The organism is Roseovarius mucosus (assembly GCF_002080415.1).
In the GTDB taxonomy this organism is placed as follows: domain Bacteria; phylum Pseudomonadota; class Alphaproteobacteria; order Rhodobacterales; family Rhodobacteraceae; genus Roseovarius; species Roseovarius mucosus_A.
Map to the genome: position 1 here is coordinate 4,063,329 of NZ_CP020474.1, position 26,387 is coordinate 4,089,715.

18 protein-coding genes and 1 tRNA gene are annotated in these 26,387 nt (G+C 57.1%); 12 read left to right on the forward strand and 7 right to left on the reverse strand.

Going from position 1 to position 26,387, the window contains the following annotated elements; translation table 11 throughout:
* Window positions 1-39: 39 nt before the first annotated feature.
* Window positions 40-663, forward strand: a complete 624-nt coding sequence (locus tag ROSMUCSMR3_RS19400) for a hypothetical protein (RefSeq protein ID WP_237183493.1) — start codon at window positions 40-42, stop codon at window positions 661-663.
* A 61-nt stretch (window positions 664-724) separates the two neighbouring features.
* Here ROSMUCSMR3_RS19400 and ROSMUCSMR3_RS19405 read toward each other — a convergent pair whose 3' ends face one another.
* The 4 genes from ROSMUCSMR3_RS19405 to ROSMUCSMR3_RS19425 all read right to left on the reverse strand — a co-directional run bounded on the left by ROSMUCSMR3_RS19405 (window position 725) and on the right by ROSMUCSMR3_RS19425 (window position 6,371).
* Complete coding sequence (locus tag ROSMUCSMR3_RS19405) at window positions 725-1,975, reverse strand: hypothetical protein (RefSeq protein WP_081508446.1); 1,251 nt, start codon at window positions 1,973-1,975, stop codon at window positions 725-727.
* Window positions 1,976-2,581: 606 nt separating this feature from the next.
* Window positions 2,582-4,087, reverse strand: coding sequence for a helix-hairpin-helix domain-containing protein (locus ROSMUCSMR3_RS19410; protein ID WP_157667363.1), 1,506 nt, complete (start codon window positions 4,085-4,087; stop codon window positions 2,582-2,584).
* Entirely contained in the window at window positions 4,084-4,917 is an 834-nt protein-coding gene (locus ROSMUCSMR3_RS19415; protein ID WP_157667364.1) for a hypothetical protein, read from the reverse strand. The genes ROSMUCSMR3_RS19410 and ROSMUCSMR3_RS19415 overlap by 4 nt, the downstream gene beginning before the upstream one ends.
* A 434-nt stretch (window positions 4,918-5,351) precedes the next feature.
* A complete protein-coding gene (locus ROSMUCSMR3_RS19425; protein ID WP_081508449.1) occupies window positions 5,352-6,371 on the reverse strand; it encodes an IS110 family transposase in 1,020 nt (339 codons plus the stop codon).
* Window positions 6,372-7,088: 717 nt separating this feature from the next.
* Between ROSMUCSMR3_RS19425 and ROSMUCSMR3_RS21355 the strand changes: the two genes are divergently transcribed.
* Window positions 7,089-7,460, forward strand: coding sequence for a hypothetical protein (locus ROSMUCSMR3_RS21355; RefSeq protein WP_157667365.1), 372 nt, complete (start codon window positions 7,089-7,091; stop codon window positions 7,458-7,460).
* Window positions 7,461-7,484: 24 nt separating this feature from the next.
* The gene (locus tag ROSMUCSMR3_RS21730; RefSeq protein ID WP_157667366.1) at window positions 7,485-9,989 is read left to right on the forward strand and encodes a calcium-binding protein; all 2,505 of its coding nucleotides are present in this window, start codon (window positions 7,485-7,487) and stop codon (window positions 9,987-9,989) included.
* A 426-nt stretch (window positions 9,990-10,415) separates the two neighbouring features.
* Here the strand turns inward: ROSMUCSMR3_RS21730 and ROSMUCSMR3_RS19435 are convergent, their stop codons facing one another.
* On the reverse strand, window positions 10,416-12,422 hold the full coding sequence (locus tag ROSMUCSMR3_RS19435; protein ID WP_237183494.1) for a hypothetical protein: 2,007 nt from the start codon (window positions 12,420-12,422) through the stop codon (window positions 10,416-10,418).
* A gap of 156 nt (window positions 12,423-12,578) precedes the next feature.
* Window positions 12,579-13,805 (reverse strand): ATP-grasp domain-containing protein, encoded by a 1,227-nt coding sequence (locus ROSMUCSMR3_RS19440; RefSeq protein WP_081508451.1) that lies wholly within the window; start codon window positions 13,803-13,805, stop codon window positions 12,579-12,581.
* Between the two features lie 569 nt (window positions 13,806-14,374).
* Between ROSMUCSMR3_RS19440 and ROSMUCSMR3_RS19445 the strand changes: the two genes are divergently transcribed.
* The 7 genes from ROSMUCSMR3_RS19445 (at window position 14,375) to ROSMUCSMR3_RS19475 (ending at window position 23,649) form a co-directional block, all read left to right on the forward strand.
* Window positions 14,375-16,570 (forward strand): VWD domain-containing protein, encoded by a 2,196-nt coding sequence (locus ROSMUCSMR3_RS19445; RefSeq protein WP_081508452.1) that lies wholly within the window; start codon window positions 14,375-14,377, stop codon window positions 16,568-16,570.
* Between the two features lie 216 nt (window positions 16,571-16,786).
* On the forward strand, window positions 16,787-17,674 hold the full coding sequence (locus ROSMUCSMR3_RS19450) for a LysR family transcriptional regulator (RefSeq protein WP_081508453.1): 888 nt from the start codon (window positions 16,787-16,789) through the stop codon (window positions 17,672-17,674).
* 91 nt (window positions 17,675-17,765) lie between these two features.
* Window positions 17,766-18,230, forward strand: coding sequence for a formate dehydrogenase subunit gamma (locus tag ROSMUCSMR3_RS19455; protein WP_008282174.1), 465 nt, complete (start codon window positions 17,766-17,768; stop codon window positions 18,228-18,230).
* The gene (locus ROSMUCSMR3_RS19460; RefSeq protein ID WP_081508454.1) at window positions 18,227-19,735 is read left to right on the forward strand and encodes an NADH-ubiquinone oxidoreductase-F iron-sulfur binding region domain-containing protein; all 1,509 of its coding nucleotides are present in this window, start codon (window positions 18,227-18,229) and stop codon (window positions 19,733-19,735) included. Before ROSMUCSMR3_RS19455 ends, ROSMUCSMR3_RS19460 begins: the two co-directional genes overlap by 4 nt.
* Window positions 19,732-22,626 carry a formate dehydrogenase subunit alpha gene (fdhF, locus tag ROSMUCSMR3_RS19465; RefSeq protein WP_008282176.1) on the forward strand — a complete coding sequence of 965 codons (2,895 nt, stop codon included), beginning with the start codon at window positions 19,732-19,734 and terminating at the stop codon, window positions 22,624-22,626. The genes ROSMUCSMR3_RS19460 and fdhF overlap by 4 nt, the downstream gene beginning before the upstream one ends.
* 5 nt (window positions 22,627-22,631) lie before the next feature.
* Complete coding sequence (gene fdhD, locus ROSMUCSMR3_RS19470; RefSeq protein WP_081508455.1) at window positions 22,632-23,453, forward strand: formate dehydrogenase accessory sulfurtransferase FdhD; 822 nt, start codon at window positions 22,632-22,634, stop codon at window positions 23,451-23,453.
* Window positions 23,443-23,649 (forward strand): formate dehydrogenase subunit delta, encoded by a 207-nt coding sequence (locus ROSMUCSMR3_RS19475; protein WP_008282178.1) that lies wholly within the window; start codon window positions 23,443-23,445, stop codon window positions 23,647-23,649. Before fdhD ends, ROSMUCSMR3_RS19475 begins: the two co-directional genes overlap by 11 nt.
* Window positions 23,650-23,967: 318 nt before the next feature.
* Here ROSMUCSMR3_RS19475 and ROSMUCSMR3_RS19480 read toward each other — a convergent pair.
* A tRNA-Cys gene (locus ROSMUCSMR3_RS19480) sits at window positions 23,968-24,041 on the reverse strand.
* 184 nt (window positions 24,042-24,225) lie between these two features.
* On the opposite strand from ROSMUCSMR3_RS19480, the gene ROSMUCSMR3_RS19485 reads away from it, so the two are divergent.
* Window positions 24,226-24,879 carry a protein-L-isoaspartate O-methyltransferase family protein gene (locus ROSMUCSMR3_RS19485; RefSeq protein ID WP_008282181.1) on the forward strand — a complete coding sequence of 218 codons (654 nt, stop codon included), beginning with the start codon at window positions 24,226-24,228 and terminating at the stop codon, window positions 24,877-24,879.
* Window positions 24,880-24,914: 35 nt separating this feature from the next.
* Window positions 24,915-26,321: a TolC family outer membrane protein gene (locus ROSMUCSMR3_RS19490; RefSeq protein WP_008282182.1), complete on the forward strand. Its 1,407-nt coding sequence runs from the start codon at window positions 24,915-24,917 to the stop codon at window positions 26,319-26,321.
* The last annotated feature ends 66 nt before the right edge of the window (window positions 26,322-26,387 follow it).

Below are 26,387 nucleotides of genomic sequence, written 5' to 3' on the forward strand. Positions count from 1 at the left end.
GGAATCTCGCGGTTGTACAGAGTCTTAGATAAAACGGCGTTGAATTGGGTTCTGTTCATCCTGTTCGTGGTGAGCCTGGCCTTCAACGCGGTGCTGATCTGGCCGGAGACGGTCTCGGAACTCATGCGTGTCATCTACACGACCCCGGCCACCTTCGGGCTCATTAGCCTGGTGCTTGGAGCAACGCCGCTGTGGCGCAAGCTTTGGGGGTTTTTCCCGCAGCTAAACAGCTGGGTCTTCCCCGATCTAAACGGGCGCTGGCAGACTGAAATCCACTCAAACATCGCCGTGATGGCGGCGCATCATCTGGATTTTGCGAGCACCGACCCGCAAACCATCAATACACTGGTGCCCGGGCAATTCGAGATCGTTCAGAATTGGTTCAGGCTATTCATCCGTTTTGATGCCGATGACAAGTACTCGACCTCGAACACACTTGTAGTCGAGCCGAGAAAAGACCGCGAGTCGGGTCGGTTCACGCTCACATATGTCTACAAAAACGAAACCTCTGCACCTCAGCCAACGGATGAACAGTTTCATTTCGGCGCTGCCCACGTCGAGATCGATCCGAACTTCAAGTCCATGCGAGGATGCTACTGGACGAACCGCAATGCCCCACGCGGGCTCAATACAGCGGGATCCATTGAAGCAAAGCGGGTTTAAAGCCAACAGCTTCTGGCGGCACATTCCTCTAGCTGCATTCGAATGAAGTTCGCGCCGTGGCCTACATCAACCTAAACGCAGGCGACACTTCAGAACTCCCACTCGATGTAGGTCTGTAGCCTGTTATACTTCCGTCTTGCGAGATTTTGACTCCAAGACCGAACCTCGCCAATCCTTGGGCGGCCGATGTCCGGCCGCCGCCATCACCAGAATTACTGATTTTTACCACAGCACCGACTGCCAGCACATTACCCTTATGATCCAGTAGTGTTGCTCCATCGATTGAAAGCAACTCTTCCCTAAGCGTACGGTCCAGTTCGTGGAAGGGCCGCTTCTGTACGACGGCGCCAAGCACTTTTGTTTTTTCCGAAATTCTTAGGTCCAGCCTGTCAAATTCGGATACCAGCGAGTGCCAACTCTCGCGTTGACCAGAACCAACAATTCCTAGGCAAGCACCTCGCCTCCCAAACGAGGCGTCGAGAATAGATTCATATATTGCACCACGAATCTTCGGATCACGCGGCACAGCCATTTGGCCCAAGATCGGACTGTGGGTAAGGAAATGCCAAATCCCATTCCGTCTTGAGAAGAGGAGCTGCCCATCGCGAAAGACTAGCAACTCTCCATACCCATTAAGTGCAACTGCAACCCTGCCTTCTCGATCTGCGGTCCAGTTAGAAATTGCCGATTGCATCGAAGGGCTTGCCGGAGCCGTTTTGACCTCATGATTTAGAGAAAGGTGCTGAATGAAACTCAGATCTTCATCGAATGCCAGCATGCTGTTGTACCCGTTCGACAGAACGGCACCGATGTCGTTCGAAGCAAATTGGTCAAATTTGATGCTTGTGTCCGTTTTCGCAAAGGGATCGATGCCTATCGCGCCGGTTATTGGCGTACCTTCGTAAAGTCTCGTCGCCCAGCTCGACATTTGATCGAGCAAGGTAAGAACGTTCTTCTCGATGGATTCTTCAGAGACCGCTCGTGCAACTACTCGCCTTTGGAAGGTCGAGAGCAGATCGCCTTTGAGGTCTCCCTTCAGCTCGTCGTTCATTTCAGCCATGATACTTGAGAAGGCTTCAATTACCCGAATTTCTCGGGCAGGGTCTTTTTTCTTTGCGAACGGCTGATCTCTTCGAAATATTAACCGGTATGTATCTGATTTGTTCACCTTAAACCCAATCTTTTGAGGACTGAGATAGGCGACAGTCGCCTCTGAGGAGCTTGAACGTTCAGAAAACGCGTCTAAAGACGCGCCCGAAAATAATGGGAGCAGGTATTCGTTAGATATCTCTCTGAGAAGATCCTCGTTCATCCCCTTTGGCAAAGCGGACCGATCTCTTTTCTTAATCGCCAATATTCAAACCATCTCTTGAAAGCCAAACGCAGCGAGGACTTGTTCCTAGCGAATTCGCCCGTCTGTCTTGTTGCAGTAGTGGTGTGCCAAGTTCACAAGCGAAATCATTCGTGACCAACCATACACCTCCTTGCATCACCTTCTCTTCCCAGTCAAAGAGTGCGCGCACAAGGCGGTGGGGCAAATGTTGAGTTGTCCGATCACACGGCGACCGATGTCTGCTTTCACCACACGAGATACCTTGTGTAGCATTTGTAGCGAAAGGCAGCTCTCCGCCCCTCGGGATGGTGACCGTTTAGTCTTCGGTCTCGGCCCTCTACGGACATTCGCGCTTGGTCCAACGGATGGCTGGAGCCAGTCCAAAGCGGCAGATCGGATCAATGGCGAGCCCCCTCACCAAGCGCAGCGCGTGACAGCTGTCTGCAGTATGCGGAGTTCCCCCAAAATGCAGCTCTGCGTAGTACGCAAATCAGCCGCAGACACATGTGCCCGCTGCCGAACCGGCACGGGATCTATACGCAATAACCACCAAACCGAACCTGAACCGTTCACCTCCACTACTCTTCACATCCAAATTGCTTGATGCACAACATCGCGAATACGTTTTACTGTCGCCTCACCAATCCCAAAAATTGTGTGTAGTTTTTTATCGCTCGAGTCTCCGAGCTCCTCAACAGAATTTATACCGGCGCCACGCAGCCGATCAATCTTATCATCGGTCAATCCATAAGGGTATGCATTGGATTTCTTTAGCACCGAAATATCCTGCCGGAGGATCTTCAGTTCATCTCCATCGAGCACATTAGGCAGAGTTACGCTCGCAAACAACTGGCCGCTCAAATGTACCTCTGCGGGTTCCAAGCTTCCATCCACCCACTGCCCAATGCCATCAATAGTCAGGCGACCGGAGGGCATTTCCTCGATTATATTGCAAAGGTTCAGGGCGAATACGGGCCCTCGACCACCGGACTTCATCCCCCTTGACGCCTCTCGCTTTGAGAGAAACCCCAAGTACTCAAGAATCTCAAATGCTTTGGAGAATTTAGATACCAGCTGACGATGAATCAGGACCCGATCTTGAGCCAGAGTTCTGGTATCAGATCCCATATTTTTAGTAACATTGGAAACCAAGAGTTCAAAAATTTCCGTCGCGGGCGCGATCAAAGGCTCGTAAAGTCCAAGCTTGGGCTTAACCTCTTCCATAAGTGGCCAATAGTAATCCGTGGCCATCGCAATGAGTGTCTGATTTAGACTTGGGACACTAATCTTTTCCATGTCCAAGAACTTATTGCAGGTCAATACAAATGCCCGCATGTTTCCTACGACAGCCCGCGCTATAAGCCTAGAAAATATCTGAGAACTCAGTCGATCGGAGTATGTCGCAGATTTTACAAGCTTAGGATAGCGTGCGCTCAAGACATCATAGAAGTACGAAGAATCCTTTGATACGTCTGATCGATTTAGGTCAAGGACTGTCGCGTCATTGTATACATCAAATCGGATTCCAAACTTAGTCACGCCTGGGTATATCGCGGCCTTGCAAGAGACCGCATTACTTGAAAGCGTTCGGAATAGATCGAAGAACACCTCAAGCGGCTTCTCACGTCCAATGTGTGCGGCATCATCGAAAAGCAGCACTATCCGCTTTCCTTGGCTGCTGGAAAGATCGCTCAGCGCAAGCTGTATGCCCAGTTCATCGACAACATCAGGGAATCCGGCAGGCTGCCCTCGCTCTTGCAGCTCCTTGTTAATGCTCTTGGAAAGAATCTTTCCAAAGTGGTTGATGTACTCATCTCCATCGGACTTTAATAATGGGAGGTGCCGCAAGCTTACATAAGCGCAGAAAATGGTGTCTGAGCTTCTCAGGCGCCGATGCGCTTCGATCATTAGAGCACTTTTACCGCTGCCCCGTCCGCCGCGCAAAAGCACTGGACCGTGGGCCGACAGCTTTCGAATGATCAAATCATCACTTGAAGCAAAAGAATGAATTCGCTCGAAGTCTTGGGGCGGACAATCTTCAGCTGCGAGTATTAGATGTATGTCATCGTCGTTCACAAGCGGGTGTGTCATGATACGTGGCTCCGCATTTGAGCGTAGATATCGAAGGCATCGTCCGGCATCAAAGATGAATATGCCGTCGGAATAAAGTGTGAGGTCAATCCTAGAATTGAGACCCGGGAGAAAAGGTCTTGGAGATTTGCCTTGATTGAGCTCTCGTCGTATTCAATCGCTGAATTGAAAAAATCCCAATGCACCCCCTTTGAGAGGCTAGAGTAGAGACGGCCAAGCTCACCCCTCATACGCGGAACGAACGCCTCAGGCTCAATGCTGATAAGCTCCTCAAACTCATCACGCCCAGAGTTCTGAATTTGGTCGAGAAGCTCACTATACGCCGGTCTCCATATTAGGTGATCGAAGTGCTCAGAAAACAGAGAGCGGCTGATCTTCGCAATATCGACGTCGCTCGACCATATTCTGTCCTGCCCAAGCGGCTTGTCCGGATTCATGACATCGCCTTGCCATCTGAAGCCGGACTTCGCGGGGGCGCCATGTTCAAAGCTGGGTTGGCTTTGGAATTCATTGAGATATAAAAGCCGAAATGGATCTAGACGACCGACAATCGCAGCGCTGGAATTCTCCAAAACAACGCGAGCACAGAAAGCGCTAAAGTATTTAGATTCATCAGAGAATTCTTCCTGGAGATATCGAACGCCCTTCGTAGAGAAGGTGTTGATGGTTCTGCTGAGGTGCTGGAGAGTCTTGTCAGCCTTTGCATCGCCGTGGGGACGTCCACAAACAAGTTCTCCAAGCACGCTATCTTGCCACTGCATCTCCGTCATTTCATCTGCGCCTTGTCTTTCTGTCAGGCCAGATAAGGTCGACCAGATCCTGGAAAGCATTTGCTGTCCCTATTTTGTCCTAGCCACGCTGATGGGGGCCTCATCGACATAGCGGACATGACTGAGTCATGTCTAGGGTTTCACCCATAGTGATCGAGGGAAACTTTCTTGGAAAGGACCGGTGACTCGTTCCCGGCGGATCATCGTCATGTTGCGCTTTGCGGTCATTGATCCAAGACCCAGCGAAGGTCATGTGTGGATGGCTCCTGCATAGCAAGACATATTTGATCAGATTTGTGCATTTGTAAGAAGCAGTCATGTGTCCGGCCTGTTTGCGCGGTTTTGACCGCTGGCCCTGATGGGTTCCGCAAACCAAGTCCCTTACAGCTTAGCGGGCAATTGAGCCCAGGACCTTCGACGGGGTGTCTTGGTTTTGGCGGCAGACTTATGCACCATCATCTCGCGGGTCTTGCTAACTCGTGATTCTTCCTCCTTCAGGCAGTGTGCGGTGTATATGGTTCTTTGCGGGTCAGAACGGCCCAGACGATCCGTGCTGTCTTGTTGGCCATAGCAACAGTCGCCAAACGCGCAGGCTTTCGTTCCAGCAGTGACGTCAGCCATTTACTTGCGCGTTCCGGGTGCGACTTGGTTTGTCGGACGAGGGATGTCATGCCAACAACGAGCATTGATCGTAAGTATTGATCACCCATCTTTGTAATTCGCCCGAGCTTCTCTTTGCCACCGCTGGACTTGTTCGCAGGCGTCAGACCCAGCCAAGCTGCAAATTCCCGGCCATTACTGAACTGATGGCCGTCACCAATGCTGGCGATAATCGCCGACGCTGTGACAGCGCCAACACCTGGAATGGTACGCAACAACCGCACCCGCGCATCTTCCTTGGCGACCTGCTTCAGGCGGTCTTCGTACCAGCGGACCCGAGCATGCAGTGCCATGAGATGTTCACAGAGATTGCGGATCACTTCGTTCGCGATATCAGGCAAGTCCAAAACCTCGCCAGCCAATATGTCCTCTGCAAATCCAATGACCCGAGCGAGACCTCTGGCGATACACACGCCAAATTCGGCGGCAATTCCGCGTAGACCATTGATCAGTTGGGTTCGTTGCCGAACCAATAGGTTCCGCGCACGATGGACCGACAATAGCGATTGTTGTTCGACTGTCTTGATGGCCACAAATCGCATCGTGGGACGGGTCACTGCCTCACAAATGGCCTCCGCATCAATCGCGTCAGACTTGCCGCGCTTTACGTATGGCTTCACATAGCTCGGTGGGATCAGCCGAACATCATGACCAAGCTCTGTCAGCTCACGCCCCCAATGATGCGCACTGCTACAGGCCTCCATACCAATCAAGCAGGGCTCAAGCTTTGAGAAAAAGGACAACAACTGCGCCCGTCTCAAAGGTCGATTGAAGGCAACCTCGTCGTCTTTCGTGGTCCCGTGAACTTGGAAAACGTTCTTGGCCAGATCAAGGCCGATTGTGGTAACTTGCATCGGGTGGCTCCTCCTAAAAGCAGATATGAACATCCGCAGTATGGCGCATTGCGACGCCGGTTGGAGCAGGAGCCATCCACCCCATCAGCTCCCCGCCCTCCGCGTCGGTCGTGCGGCTGTTCCGGATGTGCTGGGCCACCAACATCGTAGGCCTCCGCTCTTGCTTCACGATCTGCGATTTCCGCCGGCCACTGGCGCGCCCCAGTAGGATGTCTCGCCACGGTTGGAGAAGGTGAAGGGACTCGCCCCCCGAAAGCCCGAAGCTCGGGAATGGCTTGCGGCACGAATGCCAAGGGGCGGAAGGCCGACCGAGAGTAGGGGATTAGTAGGGAATGTACGCCAAACGTTCTACTGTGCGATCCAACGCCGTCCAAGGTGGGTCTAGGAAATAGTCTAGCGATCATAATAGGTTAAATGGCTTTAGCAGGCTTCATCCGGTTGCGTCCAACTCGTAGACGGCAAAATTCGTAATTAGTACGTCGGGTTCACTGTCGGTTTAGAAAAGCGCTGGTTCGGTCTAGGTCTATGCGCCCTCCCGCAACCAACTTACTTTGAAAATACTGCACTGTTTTTACTACATAAGCAGCCCCACGGGGAATTAATAAGCAATTGATTATTAATAATTTATACTGCCGTTGATTATGGTTTTGGCCTACATCGGCTCCGCCATTTCATTTTTATGTGATTGCATTTTAGATATATTCTTGAATGTCGTGAATGAATGCCACCACCGTTCACGTCCTCAATTGCGCGAAAAATAGGCGCTTTGCTGCCCTAAGTAAGAGCTTGGCTTACAAGGGAAGCAAGAAGCCCCATCAAAGCTGGAGGAATAATTCGGCCGAAGCGCGATGCCATCTTTTAACCACCCGAGCCACCATTTTTGATGCCGATTTTGCGGCATCTGCGGGGGGAGCAGTCTTGGTATTCTCCCACCGCGTTGATCAAAATCAGGCTGCTCATTTTGAAGAACCGTTTCTGAGCGGCAAAGCTTTTCACTGGCAGGTCATTGTTTTCGCCCGACTTCAGCAGGCAAAGATTGACCAGAGAATTTGTAAATCTAAACTCTTTCCAAGGCGCTCCGGAATTTGAATTTTATGCCCGAGAGGAAATATCATGACGCATTTATTTGACTATTCCTCCTCCTCTGTCGGGATCAATCAGTTCACGGGTTATAGCATAAGTAACTTGTTTGGCACCGTTGATGGCACTTTTCTGCCCGCCGAGTTCTGGGACCCTCTGGGCGCTCTTTCAGGTGTGTTAAGCTACCATTTCGTGGAGTTCGATGAAGTAAGAACCGGCAGTTTCCGATTTAACATCGATGCGTTCGGAACATTTTCACAGCAAGTGTCTGGTTCTGGGGATGTTTTTTCCCCCATTTTCTACGCCGACGATCCTGAGTTTTTCGCGTCCGAAGATTTTTTCACCGGAGAGGCACAGTTGACGCTCTTTGGTTTGAGCAGCCAGAGCTATTTGCGCTTCGAAGGGTTGCCGACACTTGAGCGGAGTTTTGGGCCGCTGCCCTCAGAGCCGTTCGCGGATTTTAACAATGCGACAGCATTTGCTGTCTCAGCGGCGGCGCTGGCAAACGCGGAACATCTCGCGAGCTTGCAGGCGTTGCAACCCGCGTCATTAGCCACGGCCATACGGATTGTTGCAGAGAATTTCGGCCCCGACCCGGCTGCGGGGACTGTCCGCCTTGTCTATACACCCGATGTGACCACAAGCCTGACCTTTGCCGATTGGATCGGACTAGATCCATCGGGCTTTAACGATGCCTATGGCGCGCAGCTTGTTGATACGCGTAGCCTTTTCTCAAATGAGGATGTTGAAGTTATTCTGACGGATTTCGACGATTCTCTTAGTGACGCCGGCGGAGGTTTTGCCGCGCGGCGCGTCATGATCAACGCAGGCGGGGGCGATGACATCATCGACATGAGAGGCGACGCGACAAGCGGTGTCTTGCCCTTCGCCCTGACAGTGCCGTCGATTGTGTCCGTTGACGGCGGCGAGGGCAACGACAGTATCTCCTTTGTCGTAAAGGTCTCTGGATTTGTTGATGGGGGCGCAGGCAATGACACGATCTTCGGGTCCAGTCCGTCAGACGGTCTTGCCGCCTTTTTCGAAGCGCATGGCGGAGATGGCGAAGATCAATTCCAAGGGCTTAATAACGGTGCAAATCTGTTCTTTGGCGGAAATGATAATGATCTGTTGATAGGTGGATTTGACTCTGCGGATACGATCCACGGCGGGGCCGGTGATGACAACATCGGTGCAGGGTCATTCTTCAACTTCTCACTGGGCGCAAACATTTACTCCGACGTCGCAAACCTGTTTCATGGTGACGCGGGCAATGACACCCTCTTTGGCGGCAACGGTGCTGACACTCTCCATGGAGGTGATGGAGACGACTATATCTTGCCTCTTCTTGGGGATGACGTTGTCCATGGCGGGGCGGGTTTTGATACTTATTCACTGAGCGTTGGAAACGGCGGATTTGAGGGATCGGATGTCTCTCGCAGCTTTGGGGATAAGCTCATTGTTGATACTGGCGGCATCCTGGAATTCGCTCCATGGATGAGCGCTGACTTCAACACAAATTTGCTGGAACGGCTTGGGAATGACCTTGTGATCGGCACTCTTGGTCAATCCAGCATTCGGCTGGTTGATTTCTACTCTAATCCTACCGGCTGGATTTCAACTTCTGACGATTCAAGAGAAATCGATTTTGCCCGTGCGGCGACACTTTCTGACTCATCACCAGAGGTGCCTGAGGGTGGTGACACGATTACTGGCGGTGACACCGACGACACAATCGCCGGGAGCGTAGGTAACGATGTGCTTGACGGGGGGGCTGGCAATGACCGGATTGCCGCCTCGGACGGCGATGACCTCGTATCGGGCGGCGCTGGCAATGACAGTATCGGCGGTGGTCTGGGAAATGACACGATCGACGGCGGCGATGGGGATGACGTTATCGGTGGTGGTTTTGGGAATGATTCCATTATCGGTGGCGACGGCCGGGATTTAGTTGCTGGCGGCGCCGGCAACGACACGCTCTCGGGTGGCTCCGGAAATGACAGCATGTCTGGCAGTTTTGGCAACGATCTGATCGACGCAGGTTTGGGGGCGGATGACATCGGTGGCGGCACCGGGCGCGATACCATCAACGCCGGTGCTGGAAATGACCGGGTCGGCGGCGGCGAGGGCAATGACACAATCTCGGGTGGCAACGGCAATGACTTTCTTGCCGGTGGTGGACGGGACGACATCATCGACGGCGGCACGGGCAATGACACAATCAACGGCGGCGCAGGCAATGACGTGATGACTGGCGGCGCAGATGCGGATCAGTTCGTGTTCAGCGCCTTCTTCGACGGTGAGGTCGATGTCATCACCGATTTCGAAGATGGGATCGACAGCTTCTTCATCCGCCGTTTCGATCCCGATACCGGTGTTGAGAATATCAGCAACGGCGGTAATGGGCTTGCCGGGTTCGTCGCGGCGATGAATATCGTCGACGTGGCGGGCGGCGCGCAGATGACGGTGAATGGCAACACCATCCTTGTCGAGGGCATCACAGCGGCGCAACTGACGGTAGAGGATTTTCAGTTCCTGTAATGGATAAACCCCGCCGGTTTCGGCTGGCGGGTATGACGAGATGCCCGCCTATATGTGGTCGCGTGCTTGCTAATGCGCTGGCATGCGAGAGGTAAATCGCCTTTGTCACCTGCCGAACCACTGGAACTGGATGGACCTGAAAAGCACAATAGGTTCACTGCGGTTCCGTCGGTCCAAACTAGGCTTGGCGATTTTGCAAAATCTCCGGGCCCTCAAAGAACACACCTTTTAAGCCAACCGGGCAAGCAACGACGTTCTTGTCCGTAACAAGGTTCAGGGCGCTTTCAACGCCAAGGAATGGCTCGTTCGAGCGCGACTCCCTCGAAAACTCCATCGGACGCCAGGGGGGTTAAGGCTGGTGCGGGCATTAACGTGGGGGATTTCATCGAGCCAGCGCGCAGCGCAAACTTGGGCCTTTCTGACCCTTCACTCGGGGGGTGTGGGACAAAGATCGCCACGGCCAGCGGCCCAGCTTTTCCGGCCTTTGGCTGCGATACTCGCAATCTGATCGTCCGGCACCGGCACTGTCGGACGGGGCGTCAGCCCGTCATCGTGGAACAAGTAGAGCCGCGCGGCAAAATCCTCGAATGGTAGTGAACCTTCCCCGAACCGCTCTCCGCTGCCCTGTGTCGAGACAACGAGACCGTGGCCCCAATCTTGTCCGCTGTCATTGTTGGGATTGAAGAAGTAAACGCGCATATGCCCTGTTGGGTCCAGACCTACCCGGATTAGTGTGATCGCGTGCCAGCCTACAAAGGTCGCGCCCGAGTCTGTCACGGCGATCCCGGCAGGTTGCGGGTGGATGACTGGTTGGTTGCCATTGTATTGCGGGTGGTAACAGGCGTGAAAGTGGCGCAGGAAATCCTCATAGTGTTTCAATGCGCCTGTGGCGACATCGACGGCTATGTGAAACTCGCGCCCAACCCACCAGCCGTGCAGTTCGGGATTGATCCAGCGATGTGGGTCTTCGGGGCGGCCGAGACATCGGCGGCCCATTTCGGCATAGGCGCGGTCCAGATGCGGTACCAGCAGGACAGAGATGGGATCGGCATCCAGCAACGCCGACGTCGCAAGGCCGGGCGGTAGGGTCGCGGTGTCGAGTGGTTCGCCCTCGAAATGCAGCACCAGCCTGTCCCTGCGTGCCACCTGTGCGATCAGCCAGAGCAGGTAATCCGGATCGTTCAACGCCCACATCGACAGGGCCCTGGCAGATTGGCAGGTCGGATTGTTGCCCTGACCGACACCAAGGGGTTGGCCCAAGAACATGATGAGCCCTGCAATCAGATGCGTTCGCGCAGGGAGCGCCGTACCGCAGGTTGCCTCTAAAGCGCAGATGCACTCTTCGGTTAGTGGTGTTTCCAACAGGCGCCACAGGGACGGCGCAACGGGAGGGGAATACAGAATGCCCCGTTCCAACATAAGCGCCAGCCCATAGACCGCCTGCGCTGTGCCGGGCTGAATGGCGACATCGACCAAGGCGCGCACCAGCGGCTCATAGCAGCGCAGGGCATCAAGCCCGGTGCTCGACAGGCCCAAGGCGTCAGGGAGCACCTTGGTCTGATCGGCCTCAATGGCCCAACGCAAGAAGCTGGCGTGATAATCTGATACCAACCCCGTGTCGTGCATGGCGCGGGCAAAGGCATAGGCCTCTTCCTGAACCGTGCGCTCGTCCGCTCGTGACAGTCTGTCGATGTAAGCTGAAATGCCCGGGTCCTCTCGGTTCAGGGCGGTCGGACCAAATAAGGCGCTGATCAATCTGTCGGCCCCCCGATGGGCGTCGGCGGTGAGGGCGGTTCCGGTTTGTAGGGCGCTTGCGATCTGCAGGATCATCGCCTTGACGTGATCAACCTGCAAAGGTCGCTGCGCCATGATGCGCCAGATCTCGTCTGTCAGGTGATCCAAGACACCGTCAGTCCCAACCTCTTGCAACAGATACCGCATCAGCCGGTCAATAGCCGGTGTGAGCGCATTTTGCGCGTGGCGTTGCGCCTCGTCCAGGCCCTGTCCGAGCAGCCGGTCGAGATTGAACGACAGAACCTGCGTAAGAAATTGTTCGGCCTGCGCAGGTGACAGATCAGGCGTCGCATGTTCGCCTTTGGCAACCACAAGAAAGCGTAGCAGGCTCATCGCTTCTAATGTGATCGTCTGCTGGCTGGCCTGTGTCAGGGTATGTTTGACAAGGTTCGGCAGCAGGTGCGCCGGACGTCCCCAATCCGTGCCAGAGAACAGCCCAGCCTCGTCCATGAGGCCGGCCCGCTGGCGCAAGGCTGGCAATCCGTCCTCATGCTGCAGCACCGGGCGCGCCGCATCCAACACGCGCAGCGCATGGTTGTTCTTGCCAATACGCGACGCGCTTTGCAGACCACAAATCTGCCGGTCGAGCCGGTCAAGAAGCGATGCAAGCTGTCCAGCGGCGTTCAAATGGGCTGTCATATCGGCTTCGACCATAGCGTCGCCCTTATTCAATTGGCCGGGGCACTGTTTATGCTGCCAACCGTCACTTCAAGGATGCGGCGACCCCAAGGGGTCAACAACGAAAATGCGCGACATCATGGGTGCCGCAGCCATCGGCGTGGCCCGCAGGGACCGTCACAGATAGTAATCCAGCTCTTCTTGCGCCTTAAGCAAGTCACGCATTTCGACAGCATCCTCGCCATAAAAATACACAAGGCCCCAATGCGTGCCGAACGCCGTTCGCTTGGTTACCTTTTGCGCATGTGGCGGGTTGAGTTCGTGAAAGTCAAAATAGGGATGGCTCTCGGTCTGTGGGGGGATTTCAAGATTGCTGACCACACGGCGGCGGGGATAGACGCCAAAGCACCCGGCATGGCCTGTCGCATCCGTGACTGGGGTCGGAAAGAAGGCATCAAGCTCGTCCTGCGTTGTCTTGGGATCGAACACCAGAACCAGCGCCTGATACGCGTTGAACCCGTAGGCGCGTTCGAGCAATTCGAACACGTTGAAGCCCGGCGGGCGATAGGCCACTTCGCCGAAGTACATGGTTCCGTCAGAGGTGACGAAATACTCCGGGTGGATGAAACCGAAATCAATATCGAACACGTCAATTAGTTTTTCGATTTCCTGCGTGATACGACCGCGCCACTGCTCCAATTCAGGGGTTGCCGGGACGAAAACGGAATAGCCCAGGGTGACATACTCTGAAATGTTCAAGAACTGGATCTTACCATCCTTGATCCACGCCTCGACTGCGAATTCCCAACCATCCAGATGGCTTTCCAGAAGCGCCGGAAATTCATCGTCCGAGATGGAGGCCACATCGTCAGCAGTGCGGATCACGCGGTGCCCCAGACACCCCGCCTTGTCGAATGCCTTGAAATGGATCGGATCATTCGGGTCGCCATCCAGTTTCAGCAGTGTCTGGTTCACGCGTCTGAGAAAGCGGATCACATCCGTCTGATCCATGGCTTCCTCAAAGATGCCAACACGGATGCCACCCAACTGCGCGCGGCGTTTCATAAGTGATTTATCGCGGAACAACATGGATTGACCCAACAAGCGCGGGTTTTTCATCAACACGGAGTTAACAGCACCCGCCCACTCGACCGTTTCCTCGAAAAGGGGAATCGCCACGTCGACCCCCATGTCTTTCAGTGTCGTGGCAAGTTCGAAGGAACGGTCGTTGAGCCGCTCAAAATCCCAGGAAACAAACGGTATGTCGTGCTCGACTGCATAGGATTCAGCCCAAGCGGGAGCGACGATGACATACCTACGATCAAATTTTTCGAGCGCGTCAATGCAACGCAAGCTCCAACCTAAAATTGCAACAAACCCTTTGTCCGAATTTTTATCGGTCATCCTAACTCCTTGCTGGTGTGAAGGGTGTCTACCTACACTAAAACTCAAAAAAAACAACCCGCGCGGGTATTTGCAAAACACATGAGACAAATCCTTGCCGGTTTTCCGTGCCACGTGAATTTTGCGATTTTAGGATAAAAGCCCTAAATTATAGCCGTTTCGGAAGCATCAGCATACGCGGGATTACGAAGCGGCGCGCAGGTGACGCCAAGCGCGCGCTCACGCCGCTAATACGGGGTCAACACCCCGGTGCCGGTTGGCGGGGCGACCGGCATCACCCGGGGGCAGGCGGCGGAATTTTCACACCAGGTTTGGACACGCGCCTCTTGATTTCACGGTTTCGTGAAGACTAAGATTTTCTCATAAGATCAACCAGCATCTCACCGGGCGCTTTTGTGAGTTGTTTCACGCCATCCTCTTGGATGCCTGCAGTGAACGCAGACATGAAGGGGATGGTATCGAGCGCCCGCTGGTTGATTGGTGGAGTGTGTATGTTCGGCTTGGCCCTCTTATGGGCCTCTCTGAACAAGATTTTGCAATAATGCCCAAGTATTGAAATGGAGCTATGAATGTTTCCCGACACATTTGACATAACCAGCGTCGACGATCTGACAGCGCTGAACGGACAATTGCTAACGGCACTGACCTTTCTCGGCGATCAGGATCTGAACAACGCCTTCACCATCAACCCCGAGGCCATCACGGTCGGAGACTACCTTGCCCTGATCGACGCGGCCGAGGCGAGCTTGATCACAACCGACTTCAGCTTTCTTGCGCTCTCAATTCCGACAATCCGCGCGCAACTCGAGGCGATCCTGACGCCAGATAATGTGCCGGATGGGCTGAGCGTACAGCAGGTGATCGACCAGTCCATTGGAGTTCTGGAAGACATCGCGGCAGGCGATTTTGGCCTGCTGACTGTTGGCTTTGACGCGATCCGTGCGGCGCTCGAGGGGGTGCCGCCCGAAACCTTGTTACTGGATGCGTTCGGTTTCACAGGGCCGGGCAATCCTGATATCATTGATGCCTTTTTGGATCTCTTGCCTCAGTTCTCAACCGATGCTTTCCCGGCTTGGGTCTCTGGCGATCCGCATCTCAAGACTTTGGATGGCGTGGATTACGATTTTCAGGCAGCAGGTGAGTTCGTCCTGTTGCAATCGACCGATGCGCAGGGCTTTGCCTTGCAGGCGCGCATGGTGCCGGTGGCCGCGAATGTCAGCGTCAATGAGGCCATTGCCACCAATCTCGACGGCACGGCAGTGATGATTGACGCTGCAGATCCTGATCCGTTGCACGTGAATGGTGCGGTTGTGGCGCTTGCGGATGGGTCCTCTCTTGATGTGGGCGAGGGGCGCATTTACCGGCGCGGCGATGTTTACACCATTGTTTATCCCGGCGCGGATGGTGCGATCGGCAATGGCGACAGTCAGGTTGTCGTGCGGGTGCGAGAAGGGCGGCTTGACCTAGATGTGCGCCTGAACGCCGAACTGCTCGGATCGCTTGAGGGGCTGCTTGGGGATGGGGATGGCAACCCGGACAATGATATTGCGCGGGCCGATGGCACCGTCTTGGCGCGGCCTTTGGTCTTCTCAGAGCTCTATGGCGCGTATCGCGATGATTGGCGGATCAGCAGTCTCGGGGATAGCCTTTTTTCTTACGAGTCCGGCGAGAGCCCGAATGGGTTTTACCAATCGGATTTCCCCGGCGCGATTGTTTCGCTCGATACGCTTGATCCGGAGGTGCTTGCCACCGCGCGCGAGGCGGCACTGGCTGCGGGATTGCAAGAGGGCAGCGAAGCCTTCGAGAATGCCGTGCTGGATTTCGCGCTGACCAATGACGAAAGTTTCCTGACCTCAGCGCTGGATGTGCCTTTGGCCAGCGTCGGCACAGAATTGGCGGATACCTTGATCGGGAATTCGGGCGATGACGTGCTACGCGGTGAGGGCGGCGATGACGGTGTCTTCGGACAGTCAGGCAATGACATTCTCGACGGCGGGGCGGGCAATGACTCGATCGCCGGGGCGGATGGCAATGACCTTATTTCGGGCGGCCTTGGCAACGACAACATCGGCGGTGGCCTCGGCAATGATACCATTGATGGCGGTGAGGGCGATGACATCATCGGGGCCGGGTTCGGAGACGACTCCGTGACCGGCGGGGCTGGCAATGACGTGGTTGCAGGCGGCGCGGGCGACGACACGCTCTCGGGCGGCGATGGCAACGACAGCATGTCGGGCAGCTTTGGCAATGACCTCATCGACGGTGGCGAGGGTGCGGATGATATCGGCGGCGGCACCGGGCGCGACACGATTGACGCAGGTGCGGGCAATGACAGTGTGGGTGGTGGTGAAGGCGACGACAGCATCCTTGGCGGCGAGGGCAATGATTTCCTTGCCGGCGGCGGGCGCAACGACACCATCGACGGCGGCGCGGGCAATGACACGATCAACGCGGGTGCTGGCAACGATGTGATCACCGGCGGAACCGGGGCTGATCAGTTCGTCTTCAGCGCCTTCTTCGATGGCGAGGCGGATGTGATCACCGATTTCGAGGACGGTTTGGATAGCTTCTTCATCCGTCGTTTTGATCCCGATACCGGCGTTGAGAATATCAACAACGGCGGCAACGGCCTGGCGGGATTCGTCACGGCGATGAATATCGTCGACGTGACGGGCGGCGCGCAGATGACGGTGAATGGCAACACCATCCTCATCGAAGGGGTCACCGCCGCGCAACTGACGGTGGATGATTTCACGTTCCTCTGACGATTATACAAACCCGCCAGCCCAAGCTGGCGGGTTTTTTCTGAAAACAATCTGCGGCGCGACTTTGATGACGTTGCCGTAGTGCTTCCCATGCGCATCTTTAGCCCCGGCTACGCTCCTGCCAGGAGGGATCACAGGCCGCTAGTGCAGGCTTGCGGGCGTGTGTCCATTTGTGGTTTCTATCGAATCTCCTGCATTTCATTCGCTGGGGCAATCATGATCGACAAGCTGGAAATGTTCATCGCGGTCGCGCAAGAGGGGCATTTCGGCCGTGCGGCGGTTCGGATCGGGATCACACAACCGTCGCTCTCAGCCGGGATCAAGCAGCTTGAGGAACAATTGGGCGTGCAGCTCATTTTTCGGGGCTCACGCTATGGTGGGCTGACGCCAGAGGGGCAAGCCACGCTGGTCTGGGCGCGCCGGATCGTTGGCGACGCCCGACAATTGCGCGAAGAGATGCGCGCCAAGCGGCATGGCTTGTCCGGCCAGTTGCGGATTGCGGCCATTCCCACTGCGCTGACATGGGCGGCGCGGCTCTGTCATCGGTTCAATGCCAAGCATCCCAAGGTGCGGTTCACGATCCTGTCGCGTACCTCGATCGAGATCCTGTCGATGCTAGATAATCTCGAGATCGACGCGGGCATTTCCTATCTCGACAACGAGCCGATGGGGCGGGTCAGCATGGAGCCGCTCTATGAAGAGCGTTACCTTTTGGTCTGTGCCAAGGGCGCACGTTTTGCCGGGCGCGAGCATGTGGGCTGGGCTGAAATGGCGGGAGAGCCGCTCTGTTTGCTGACGCCCGACATGCAGAACCGCCGCATCATCAACCGCAATTTCGCGGCGGTTGAGGTGACACCCGAGGCGTGGATCGAGTCGAATTCCACCGTTGTCCTGATGGCAACGGTCGAGGCGGGCGGCTGGATGACAGTCTTGCCCGAGGATGCCGCACGCTTCCATGCCAGCGGAAAAAACGTGGACTTGATCCCATTGATCGGCTCGGAACCGGCGCATTCGGTTGGTCTCGTTGCGCCATGGCGCGAACCGCATACGCCCGTTCTGGAAAGCCTATTGCGCGAGGCGCGGCGGTTAGGTGGGGATGCTTGATAGGCAATAGCTATCAATCCACCGTATAACGATATTGATATGGCATGGTGAAACCTGATTGACTGGCATCAGCAATCGAAAGAGGCCAGCCATGACCACACCCGCCCCCGACGACATCACCTCGATCCTAGCCGCGCATCGTGATCTGGAAGGTCCGCTTTTGCCGATCCTGCATGCGATGCAGGCTGCCTTTGGATATATCCCCGAGGCGGCGCATCGCCCAATCGCCGAAGCGCTGAACATCAGCCGCGCAGAGCTGCATGGTGTGATCAGTTTCTACCACGATTTCCGTGCCAACCCCGCTGGACGGCATGTGCTGAAAATCTGCCGCGCCGAGGCCTGTCAGGCGGTGGGAGGTGCTGTGCTGGCCGAGGCGACCTTGGCCAAACTGGGGCTTGCGTGGCATGGCACCACGGCCAATGGCGCAGTCACGGTCGAGCCGGTGTATTGCCTTGGCCTGTGTGCCTGCGCACCTGCGGCCATGCTGGATGACCGCGTGGTGGGCCGGGTGGATGCCGCCCGGATCGATGCCCTTTTGGCGGAGGCGGGCGCATGAAGATTTATGTTCCGATGGATAGCGCCGCCAAGGCGCTTGGTGCCGAAGACGTGGTCGCCGCGCTGCGCGCTGCAGCGCCTGAGGCGCAAATCATTCGCACCGGCACGCGCGGCATGATCTGGCTAGAGCCACTTGTGGAGATCGAGATTGACGGCGTGCGCCATGGCTATGGCCCGGCGACAGTTGGCGATGTTGGAGGTATTCTTGATGGGACGAGCCCCAAAGCTCTTGGCCCGGTCGAACACCTCGACTGGATGAAACGTCAGACGCGGCTGACCTTTGCCCGCACAGGGGTGATCGACCCGCTTGATCTGGAGGATTACGCGGCCCATGGGGGCTTGGTTGGTCTGCGCCGGGCTATCGCGATGGACGCCCATGACATCGTTGCCGAAGTGACAAAATCCGGCCTGCGTGGACGCGGCGGCGCGGGCTTTCCGACCGGGATCAAATGGAAAACGGTGCAGGAGGCGCAAGCGCCGCAGAAATACATCGTCTGCAATGCCGACGAAGGTGACAGCGGCACATTTGCCGACCGGATGATCATGGAAGGAGACCCGTTCAGCCTTGTCGAAGGCATGGCGATTGCGGGGATCGGTGTGGGGGCCACACGCGGCTATGTCTACCTGAGGTCGGAATATCCCGATGCCATCGCGGTGATGTGCCGTGCGGTCGAGATTGCGCGCGGGGCAGGGGTGCTTGGTTCTGATGTGCTGGGGTCTGGCCACGCCTTTGACATGGAAATCCGCGTTGGGGCCGGGGCCTATGTCTGTGGCGAGGAAACCGCGCTGTTGAACTCGCTCGAAGGCAAGCGCGGCGTGGTGCGCGCCAAGCCGCCGCTGCCCGCGCTTGAAGGGTTCCTGGGGCGGCCCACGGTCGTGAACAATGTCATCAGCCTGGCCACTGTGCCGGTGATTTTCGAGAGGGGCGCGCAGCATTATGCCGATTTCGGGCTTGGCCGGTCGCGTGGCACTGTGACCCTGCAAATCGCGGGCAATGTGGCGCGCGGGGGGCTATTCGAAACCGCCTTTGGCATCACCTTGGGTGAGGTGGTCAATGACTTGGGCGGCGGCACCATGACGGGCCGTCCGGTCAAGGCGGTGCAGGTGGGCGGGCCGCTTGGCGCCTATATCCCGGTCAGCAATTTTGATGCCCCGCTTGGCTATGAAGAGTTAGACGCAAAAGGCGGCCTCTTGGGGCATGCCGGGCTGGTTGTGTTCGACGATAGCGCCGACATGCTGCAAATGGCCCGCTTCGCGATGGAATTCTGCGCTGTGGAAAGCTGCGGCAAATGCACCCCTTGCCGGATTGGGGCCGTGCGGGGCGTAGAGACCATCGACCGCATCGCAGCGGGTGACGGAACGGCGATCCCGCTTTTGACCGATCTGTGCGAGACGATGAAAGACGGCTCGCTTTGCGCACTTGGCGGGTTCACACCCTTTCCGGTCATGTCCGCACTCACGCATTTTCCGAATGACTTCGCCACCCAGCAGGAGGCCGCCGAATGAAAGATTTCATTATTCCCAAAGACCGCGACATGGGCACGCCCGCCAAAGTGGGAGCCCCGGTGACGTTGGAGATCGACGGTGTTGCCGTAACGGTGCCCGAGGGCACATCGGTGTTGCGCGCAGCGGCCGAGGCGGGGATTTCCATCCCCAAGCTCTGCGCCTCTGATAATCTTGAAGCCTTTGGTTCTTGCCGCCTCTGTGTGGTGGAAATCGAGGGGCGGCGTGGCACACCTGCGTCCTGCACCACGCCTGTGACGCCGGGCATGGTGGTGCATACCGGATCGTCAAAGGTGCGCAAGATCCGCAAAGGGGTGATGGAGCTCTATATCTCTGATCACCCTCTCGATTGCCTGACTTGCTCTGCCAATGGCGATTGCGAGTTGCAGGATATGGCCGGTGCGGTCGGGCTGCGTGATGTGCGCTACGAGGCCCCCAAGGATGGCGGCATGGTCAACCATTTCGAGGCTCGGAACACGAGCGGCGAGGCCAATCCGGAATGGTTGCCGAAAGACGACAGTAACCCGTATTTCAGCTATGACCCCAGCAAATGCATCGTCTGTAACCGCTGTGTGCGTGCCTGCGAAGAAGTGCAGGGCACATTTGCCCTGACCATTCAGGGCCGTGGCTTTGACAGCCGCGTATCGGCGGGTAATGCGGATGATGATTTCCTCGCCTCTGACTGTGTGAGTTGCGGGGCCTGCGTGCAGGCCTGCCCGACGGCGACTTTGCAGGAGAAATCCATCATCGAGCTGGGCACGCCTGATCGCTCGGTTGTCACGACCTGTGCCTATTGCGGCGTTGGCTGTTCGTTCAAGGCCGAGATGAACGGCGACACGCTGGTGCGTATGGTGCCATATAAACACGGCAAGGCCAATCGCGGGCATTCCTGCGTCAAAGGGCGATTTGCCTATGGGTATGCCCATCACAACGACCGCATCCTAAAGCCTATGATCCGCGAGCGGATTACTGATCCCTGGCAAGAGGTCAGTTGGGACGAGGCGCTCAGCTTTGCAGCCACCCGTCTGCGCAGCTTGCAGGCACAATATGGCAAGAAATCTATCGGCGTGATTACCTCAAGCCGCTGCACCAACGAAGAAACCTATCTGGTGCAGAAACTGGCGCGCGCAGTCTTTGGTAACAACAATACCGACACCTGCGCGCGCGTTTGTCATTCCCCTACAGGATATGGCTTGGGCCAGACGTTTGGCACCTCTGCCGGCACGCAGGATTTCGACTCTGTCGAACATACCGATGTGGTGGTGGTGATCGGTGCCAATCCGACCGATGGGCACCCGGTTTTTGCAAGCCGCCTCAAAAAGCGGTTGCGTGCTGGTGCCAAGCTGATCGTGATTGACCCGCGCCGGATTGACCTTGTGAAATCACCGCATATTTCGGCAGCGCATCACCTGCCGCTTCGCCCCGGCACCAATGTGGCGGTGGTCAGCGCGCTTGCGCATGTGATCGTGACCGAGGGGCTGATGGATGAGGACTTCATCCGCGCGCGGTGTGATTGGGATGAATTTCAGCATTACGCCGAATTCATCAGCAACCCGCGCCATTCGCCAGAAGCGACAGCGATGTTGACCGGGGTCGACCCTGCGGAACTGCGCGCCGCGGCCCGGCTTTTCGCGCATGGTGGGAACGGGGCGATTTACTATGGTCTTGGCGTAACCGAACATTCCCAAGGGTCGACCACGGTCATGGGCATTGCCAACCTCGCGATGCTGACTGGCAATATCGGGCGGCCCGGCGTGGGCGTGAACCCGTTGCGCGGGCAAAACAACGTGCAGGGCTCTTGCGACATGGGGTCTTTCCCGCATGAATTGCCCGGCTATCGCCATGTCAAAGGGCCAGAAGTGCGCGCAGTCTTTGAAGAGGCTTGGGGCGTAGAGATTGACGCCGAGCCGGGTTTGCGCATTCCCAACATGCTCGATGCTGCCGTCGATGGGACGTTCAAGGGGCTGTATTGCCAAGGCGAGGATATCCTGCAATCGGACCCCGACACCAAGCATGTGGCGGCGGGTCTGGCTGCGATGGACTGTGTCATCGTGCATGACCTCTTCCTCAACGAGACCGCCAATTACGCGCATGTCTTCCTGCCCGGTTCGACCTTCTTGGAGAAAGACGGAACCTTCACCAATGCCGAGCGCCGCATCAACCGCGTGCGCAAGGTGATCCCGCCACTCAACGGCTATGCGGATTGGGAAATTACCCAGATGCTTGCAAACGCCATGGGGGCAGGGTGGACGTATAGCCACCCGGCGCGGATCATGGAGGAAATCGCTGCAACGACGCCAAGCTTTGCCGGGGTCGACTATGCCCTGCTGGAGGAAAAGGGCAGCGTTCAATGGCCCTGTAACGAAGCACATCCAGAGGGCACGCCGCTGATGCATGTGGATGGGTTCATGCGCGGCAAGGGGCGGTTCATCGTCACCGAATATGTGGCGACTGATGAGAAAACCGGCCCACGGTTCCCGCTGTTGCTGACCACCGGGCGCATCCTCAGTCAGTATAACGTCGGCGCGCAGACACGGCGCACCGCGAATGTGGTCTGGCACGAAGAGGATCTCTTGGAAATCCATCCGCATGATGCCGAGGTGCGGGGTTTGAAAGAGGGCGATTGGGTTCGATTGGCCAGTCGCGCAGGCGAAACCACCCTACGGGCCATGCTGACAGATCGCGTCAGCCCCGGCGTGGTCTACACCACCTTTCACCATCCGGATACGCAGGCCAATGTCATAACCACCGATTACTCGGACTGGGCCACCAACTGTCCGGAGTACAAGGTGACAGCGGTTCAGGTCAGCCTGTCGAACGGGCCAAGTGACTGGCAAGAAGATTACGCCGCGCAGGCCGCACAGGCGCGGCGCATCCTGCCTGCGGCGGAGTGACGGCGATGGGCTTTTCTCCCACCCAAAGCCGTCCGGGCCTCTCGGTGCAGGGCGAGGGGGCGCGTCGCGTCATCCGCGCTCTGCCCGATGAGGTGCCGGTGGCCTTTGTATTCGATGGCACGACACAAGCCGTGATGATGGCAACGCCTGCGGATATCGCCGATTTCGCCTATGGCTTTGCGGTAACCGAGGGGATCGTGACCACTCAGGAGGACATCGAAGGCTTTGAAATCGCCGAGCATTGTAACGGGATCGAGGCCCGGTTCTGGTTGCGAGGAGACCGGCAAGAGGCGCTTGCGGCGCGGCGGCGCTATATGGCCGGGCCGGTGGGCTGTGGGCTGTGCGGTATCGACAGCCTTGAACAGGCGGTGCGCCCGGTGCCGTCGGTTGCCCATGTCTCTCCTGCGTTTACCGCGCAAGAGATTGCCCGCGCGACCGATGCCCTGAGTGCGTGCCAGCCGCTTCATGATCTGACCCGCGCTACTCATGCTGCGGGGTTTATCCTGCCCGGTGCCGGTGTGGTCATGGCGCGCGAGGACGTGGGGCGGCACAATGCGCTCGACAAACTCATTGGCGCTCTCTGGCGGGCGGACATCGATCCGGCAGAGGGTGGCATCGTGATGACCAGCCGCCTGTCTGTTGAACTTGTGCAGAAATGCGCGGTCGCGGGTTGCGGCCTGCTGGTCGCGGTCTCTGCGCCCACGGCCCATGCGCTATGGTTAGCCGAGAGCGCAGGGCTAACCCTTGCCGCGTTTGCACGCGGCGGCGGCTTCGATCTCTATTCCCATCCCCATCGCATTCCCCATGAGGTTCCCGATGTCGCCTGAGAAAATGGTCCATATGGTCAACCAGATCGCTACGTTTTTCAAAACCCAGCCGGGCACTGATCAAGCGGCCCGCGTTGCTGCGCATATCCGGGATTTCTGGGAGCCGCGCATGCGCCAGCAACTGCGCGAGTTTGTTGCCACCGGCGGCGAGGGGCTCGATGATATCGCGCTCAAGGCCGCAAGGATGATCGATTAGGCAGTGAAGACGCGAGGGATGGCCTCGCGCCCGCGCCAAAATTCGCGCGCGTCAGTCAAGCGCGTCTGACGTGGCCCTGACCGTCCAATGGCGCGCCACCGCCAGCAGGGGCGCGATTATGACCGGCTATTGCGGTGATCGGGAGCGTGCGCAGAGCAAAGGCCGAGACATGGCGACCACCCGCCAGGGCTGATTTCAGGCGTGTCGAGACAGCCGTTTGCCTGATCTGCGACAGGGATTTGCGAACTGAACAAAAACACGATGTTCAGACACGCGATGCCGCGTTTGTCATAAATCATATCTGCGATTGATTTTAAATGGAGGCGAGTAGGAGAATCGAACTCCTGTACACGGATTTGCAATCCGCTGCGTCACCACTCCGCCAACTCGCCATTCCGTGTGGTTGGGATGAATTATCTGATCGGGCCGGGTGGTGCAAGTGGGCAATGCAGGCTGAGTAGGGTCAATTTGCAAGGTCGAATTGTCCCGCGCCTCTGGGACCTATAGCCGTTGCCGCGGAACGGGTTCTGTGCGAAAACCGCAATCGATAGGATTCCGAACGTAAGAGCTTCGATCATGACAGACTATGCCGCGCGGCGCACGATGATGGTGGACACGCAAGTTCGCCCGTCCGATGTGACCAAATTTCCGATCATCGACGCCATGCTGTCGGTCCCGCGTGAGGCGTTTGTTCCCACCGGCCTGCGCGAGGCGGCCTATATGGGCGAAAACCTTGATCTGGGCGAAGGGCGGGTGATGCTTGATCCGCGCACACTGGCCAAGATGCTTGACGCGCTTGAGATCGAGAATGACGATCTCGTGCTCGATATCGGTTCGGGCTATGGATATTCTGCGGCTGTGATCGCGCGCATGGCCGAAGCGGTCGTTGCGGTCGAGGATAAGGCATCTGTGGTCGCTGAGGCGCAGCGCACCCTGTCTGAGCAGGGGGCTGACAATGTGGTTCTGCACGAGGGGCCTTTGGCCGACGGTGCGCCGGAACACGGGCCCTATGACGTAATAACGGTGCAGGGCGCGGTCGAGCATCTGCCCGAGGTTCTGGCGGCGCAACTCAAGGAAGGGGGCCGCATGGCTTGCCTTTTCATGGAGGGTGCGCTTGGGGTGGTGCGGATCGGTTACAAGATCGACGGGCGGATCAATTGGCGCTACGCATTTAATGCGGGTGCGCCGGTGCTGCGCGGATTTGAACGGCACGCGGCCTTTACCCTGTGAGGGGAGCGGCGCGGCAAAAGAGGGATGGCGAGCGCATGAGAACGAACAAGTTGCGGACCTTGGGCGGTGTTTTCGGGCTGGCAATTCTGGGCCTTGCGCCGGTTACAGCCAAGGCTGAAACACTCGCCGATGCGCTCAAGAGCGCCTATGTCAACAGTGGCCTTCTGGAACAGAACCGCGCCTTGCTGCGCTCGGCTGATGAGAATGTGGCGCAGGCGGTGGCCAGTCTTCGGCCAATCATCGATTGGACTTCGGGGATCACTCTCGATTCATCGGATACGCGGTCCCAAGGGGCCAATCGTAACAACACGTCAACATCGCTCAATCTTGGGATTACCGGGAGCCTGCTGGTCTATGATTTCGGCCGCAGCGATTTTCTGACCGAATCCGCCAAAGAGACCGTGTTGGCCACGCGCCAGACCCTGATCAGTGTTGAGCAATTCGTGCTGTTGACGGGTGTGCAGGCCTATATGAACGTGATCCGCAATCAAGAATTCGTGGACCTGCGGCAGAACAACCTGCGTTTGTTGCGCGAGGAACTGCGCGCGGCGCAGGACCGGTTCGAGGTAGGCGAGGTGACCCGCACCGATGTGGCGCAGGCGGAATCCGCTGTGGCATTGGCGCAAAGCGGATTGGCTGCGGCGCAGGGCGACCTTACGCGCGCAATCGAGGAGTTCCGCGAGGCAATCGGACGTGATCCGGGCAGTTTGCAGACACCGAGCGAATTGCCGCAACTGGGTGAGAATGTCGATGCCGCCAAAGCCGCGGCGCTGCGACGTCACCCGGATCTTTTGCAGGCGCAGCATAATGTTGCCGCCGCCGAGTTGAACATCCGCGCCGCTGAGGCAGCGCTGTTGCCCACCCTGAATTTGACGGCGCGCGTCGGGGCATCCGAAGAACTCGACGGGTCAGACATGTCGCGCACCGGCAGTCTGGGCGTCGAAATGCGCGGCCCGATTTATCGCGGTGGCCGCCTCACGTCGCAGCAACGCCAAGCCATGGCGCAGCGCGATGCGCAATTGGCGCTGCTGCATCTGGCGGGGCTTCAGGTCAAGCAGGATGTGGGCGATTCCTATGCCAATCTGCGCGCCGCCCGCGCCAGCCGCACGGCCAGCCGCGAGGCGGTGCGTGCTGCCCAAGTTGCCTTTGACGGCACCCGGGAAGAGGCGACACTGGGCGCTCGCACCACGCTGGATGTCTTGGATGCCGAACAGGACCTGCTTGATGCGCGGGCCAATCTGATCTCGGCCAATGCCGATGTGGTGATTGCCGCCTATTCGGTGCTGGCGTCGATTGGCGAGTTGACGGCGCGCGATCTGAACCTTGGGGTGCAGACCTATGATCCGGCCGCCTATTACGAACTGGTCAAAGATGCGCCGATCGAAAGCAGTCCGCAGGGCCAGAAGCTCGACCGGGTGTTGCGGGCTTTGGGAAAAAACTGAAAAGTTTTTGAAACGGTTGTGTGGCACCGCCTGCAGCGATAAGCTCTGCTTAGGCAAGAATGGTAC